This window comes from Pontibacterium sp. (assembly GCF_041587635.1).
In the GTDB taxonomy this organism is placed as follows: domain Bacteria; phylum Pseudomonadota; class Gammaproteobacteria; order Pseudomonadales; family Balneatricaceae; genus Pontibacterium.
The window spans coordinates 1-3,955 of record NZ_JBFGYC010000389.1 but is presented as its reverse complement, the minus strand read 5'-3'; the positions used below and the strand labels follow the sequence as shown (position 1 = coordinate 3,955).

6 protein-coding genes are annotated in these 3,955 nt (G+C 48.8%); 4 read left to right on the top strand and 2 right to left on the bottom strand.

All coding sequences use genetic code 11. The annotated features are described in order from the left end of the window. The 3 genes from ABYW01_RS16085 to ABYW01_RS16075 all read left to right on the top strand — a co-directional run. Positions 1-359, top strand: a 359-nt coding sequence (locus ABYW01_RS16085) for a translation initiation factor Sui1 (RefSeq protein ID WP_372834613.1), incomplete at its 5' end; no start/stop codon positions are given. Positions 360-362: 3 nt separating this feature from the next. Continuing rightward, a complete protein-coding gene (locus ABYW01_RS16080) occupies positions 363-491 on the top strand; it encodes a hypothetical protein (RefSeq protein WP_372834609.1) in 129 nt (42 codons plus the stop codon). 247 nt (positions 492-738) lie between these two features. After that, positions 739-1,473: an aspartyl protease family protein gene (locus ABYW01_RS16075; RefSeq protein WP_372834607.1), complete on the top strand. Its 735-nt coding sequence runs from the start codon at positions 739-741 to the stop codon at positions 1,471-1,473. Between the two features lie 74 nt (positions 1,474-1,547). On the opposite strand, the gene ABYW01_RS16070 is transcribed toward ABYW01_RS16075, so the two are convergent. After that, positions 1,548-2,501, bottom strand: coding sequence for a hypothetical protein (locus ABYW01_RS16070; protein ID WP_372834604.1), 954 nt, complete (start codon positions 2,499-2,501; stop codon positions 1,548-1,550). A gap of 263 nt (positions 2,502-2,764) precedes the next feature. Between ABYW01_RS16070 and ABYW01_RS16065 the strand changes: the two genes are divergently transcribed. Further along, on the top strand, positions 2,765-3,316 hold the full coding sequence (locus tag ABYW01_RS16065; protein ID WP_372834614.1) for a DUF1285 domain-containing protein: 552 nt from the start codon (positions 2,765-2,767) through the stop codon (positions 3,314-3,316). Positions 3,317-3,452: 136 nt separating this feature from the next. On the opposite strand, the gene ABYW01_RS16060 is transcribed toward ABYW01_RS16065, so the two are convergent. After that, complete coding sequence (locus tag ABYW01_RS16060) at positions 3,453-3,665, bottom strand: hypothetical protein (protein ID WP_372834602.1); 213 nt, start codon at positions 3,663-3,665, stop codon at positions 3,453-3,455. Positions 3,666-3,955 lie beyond the last annotated feature (290 nt).

The window sequence follows — 3,955 nt, the reverse complement described above, 5'->3', positions numbered from 1 at the left end:
ATCAGCTGCAGGGGCTGGTTTATTCCACTGAACACGGGGTGATGTGTCCTGAATGCAGCAAGCCGCAGGATGCCTGTATCTGTGATTCGCTGGCTGATCAGCAGCGGATAGAAGGATTAGATGGCATCGTACGTATTCGTCGTGAAACCTCAGGACGCAAAGGCAAGGGTGTGACGACGATTACCGGTGTACCGCTGGCGGCGGATGAATTGAAATCACTGAGCAAAAAGCTAAAGAAAGTTTGTGGTACGGGTGGTGCGCTGAAAGACGGTGTGATCGAGATACAGGGTGATCATCGGGACAAGCTGAAGACAGTGCTTGAGAAAGAAGGTTTCAAAGTTAAGTTGGCAGGTGGTTAAGCCGTGAGTAGTAAGACGCAGAAAAAGCCAAAGAAGGTCTGCCGCTTTTGTATGATGATGCGCTTTGGTCTGGTTTTTCTGGCGGTCGTGGCGGTGTTTGTGCTGAATGGCTTGAACAATTTTCTCGGTTAATCATTACACTTGATTTATATAGTGTTTCTAGAGGGCACCCTACAGGGTGCCTTTTACTTTCCGTCGATAGGGCTTAGAGTCAGTATTATCAGGAAGAAAAAGGATGAACCCGCGTACAGAGCAACGGCATGCCTCCGCATTCATCTGACAAGCTGTTCGAATACTTCCTTGCCATATAAACAGGATATTTTCTTTTATCACACCCCATTAGCACTCTAGGGATAGAAAGCTAAAAGGACATGACATTATGCGTATCTTTATCACGCTGTTAATTCTCTCACTCCTTTCACCCACCGTGTTTGCCCGTATCTATCACTATGAGACCGATGATGGACACAAGGTCTATGTCGACAATATCAGTCGCGTTCCGCAGCAGTATCGCGATCAGTTAGATATCCGCGAGGAACCTGAACGCTCTGAAACCGAAGAAATCGAGCTCCAGCAGCAAAGCCTCTATCTTGAGAGTCGTGATGACCTGTCTTCATATCATCGGCGTTTATCGGACCAGTTAGAACAGCTGGAAATGCCGGTTATGATCAGAAATAACCTTGTTGTAGCACCGGTCAAGCTGGTCTACAGCGGCCGATCGGTGAAGTTGAACCTAGTGATGGATACCGGTGCCTCGGCCACAGTGCTCTACAAGCACGCACTTAAGCCACTGCGGGCTCGGTATAAACGTGCCGGGGTTGCTCAGGTGGCAGATGGCCGATTTGTGCCAACAGAAAAGCTTAAGATGGACCGCGTGGTGATTGGGCCGTATGAAACGAAAGGTGTCAGCACTTTGGTGTTGGATAACCCCAGTGGTGCAGGCGGTGCGGCAGGATTGCTGGGGAACGACTTTCTGCTCAAGGCGCAGTATGAGATTGATCATAATCGTCGGTTGATCATTTGGGAGCCGAATAACTACAGACTGATCAAGGAACGCATTTCAGAGATTGAAGCGCAGATGGAGCAGTTACAGCAGCAGATGAACCGCAACTGAGCACAGAAGCTGGAAAAAGGCTCCCGTGCTTGTGCAGGGGAGCCCGAAGTATTCAGCTGAAGGAGGTGCTGAAATCAGAGTTGCTGTTCGGCCAGACGCAGATCCAGCGTGGCTTTCAGCAGCTTGTAGAGACGAATCGACGCATCGATTTCATCTTTACGGTTGGTCAGGGATTCGATGTTCAGGCCTAGCGGCAAGCCCAGATCGATGACCGCATCCAGAATCTGTTCCAGATTACTACGACATGTACGAATCGATTCCATCAATGGGTTCGCAGAATCCAGAATACGCCAGCGGGTGCCTTCCGGTACCGAGATACCCAACCATTCCATAAATTCCAGTGTCTTAGCGCCGCCACATGGGGTGAATGTCAGAATGATCCGCTTTGGCTGTTCGCCTCGGATACGACATTCACGGGCATAGCTGGTCAGCAAATCGATGGTGGCCTGAGAGTTGTACACCGCCTGAGAGACGAAGAACTCACAACCCTTATTGGACTTATCCAGCAGACGCAGGTGTTCATCACCTTTCTTAGCGTGACGTTCCGCGATGGTCACACCGCCCAGCTGATAATCCAGCGGATGCTCACCGACCGCATCATAGGCATCGTTCAGGGACAGTTTGATCTCGCCATCGTTGGAGGGGCTGCCGACCATGACCATGTCACGTACGCCATAGTCGTTCCAGGCGTCATCCAGCCAGTTGTTGAAATCATCACGATCACGCTGAGATACACTTTTATAGGTGATAACCGGGTGTTCAGCGATTTCACGTACCAGCTTGGAATACATTCGTGGATCTAAGGTTCGCATGAACGGGAACGGGCGCGGTACATCGGTACGGCTGCTCTCATCCTGAATGTCATACACAATCAGGCCGTCATAGTCGATCTGACCCAGACGGGCCAGCAACTTAGTCGCGATCTCGTTTGCCTGCTCCGGAGACGTGCCATCCTTAGGAGGGCATGTACCGATCAGGTAAACACCACGACTTGGGTCTGCAAACTTAGCTCTTAGATCCTGTTTCATTTTGTATGCTGCTACTTTGTCTTTTTTAAGTACGGACTATTCTAACAATTAATCATTTTCATGTGATTAGGTTATAAGATGAAAGTTTTGATAACAAAGTTGAGTGAATTTAATGTGGCTTGATTGAAACAGAATCACTACAGTGGGAATTCACCAAAACGCAGTAAACTGTAAGTGAAATACTGAAGTCAGAAATATCGTAAGAAAGTAGAACCGCACATCTTTTTTGTAGGAGCAAACGCGTGACCAAGAAGGGCTTTGATCTGACCGCCGCCAGTAAGAATATTCAGGAGCAGGGTGACCAGTTGCCTCCGCTGGAGAAATGGAATCCTGAATTCTGTGGTGATATCGAGATGCGCATTGCCCGTGATGGCACCTGGTTCTACGGCGGCACCCCTATTGGCCGTCCGTCCATGGTTAAACTCTTCTCCCGCGTTCTCTGGATGGAAGACGGTCAGTATTTCCTCAAAACCCCGGTTGAGAAAGTGGGTATCGACGTTGATGACGTACCTTTTCTGTTTGTCAGCGTGGAACAACGCGAAGGAGAGAAGGGGCCGGAGCTGGTGTTTACCAGCAAAACGGATGACGTGGTTGTTGCCGGTGAACAGTATCCGATTAGGGTGGAACACTGCGACCAGACCGGTGAGCCTTCACCGTACATTGCGGTCCGTTTTGGCATGGAAGGGCTGATTGCACGTAACGTGTTTTATGAGCTGGTGGCGCTGGCGGAAGAACGGGAGATCGATGGCGTGTCGCATCTGGTGATCGAGAGTCAGGCAATCGAGTATAGCCTTGGTTCCCTCAACGAATCTTAAGCTTGATAAAATTGAGCCCGAGATTCTGTAAAGGCCCAATATTATGTGTTGCAACGATCCACTGAATCCACAGCCCAAAGCAGTCATTTAGATTCCTCGGGAATCCTAATTCCGGCCAGCGTTGCCACTTCAGGTATTATTTAGTTGTTACAGTCGTCGAACTAGCATCGTGATTTTTGAGAATACCCTCAATCTCCGGTTCGGTTTCATCCGCAATCATCACCTTGATTTGGTAGTTTTCTTCATCGACGAAAATCTGTTCCTGCGGAATTCCTACAGCAATTAGATCGTTTCGTGCGTTTTTAATTTGATTAACGGATTCGTATGTTCCGGTAACGGTCTTAGTCATGAGGTAGCCCTCTTGGGGATTGAGCCAACATTACTTAGCGGTAAATCCAGAATAGATGCTCATCAGAGGGGCGTCCAGAACCTTACGTATTAACAACTCACGCGAAGCCTTACCCGATAGTAGGCTTTCAGCTTGCAGTCGATAGACGGCTTGAACAATGCCTACTTACGGTTGACTATCTGAAGTCTGAGTGGCCTCAGGCTCTATTTTCATGAGGGACCATGATTCACTCCAAAGACAGAGAGAATGTCGTTATCTACATGAAAGTTGGTTTATAGCAGTCTCTTCTT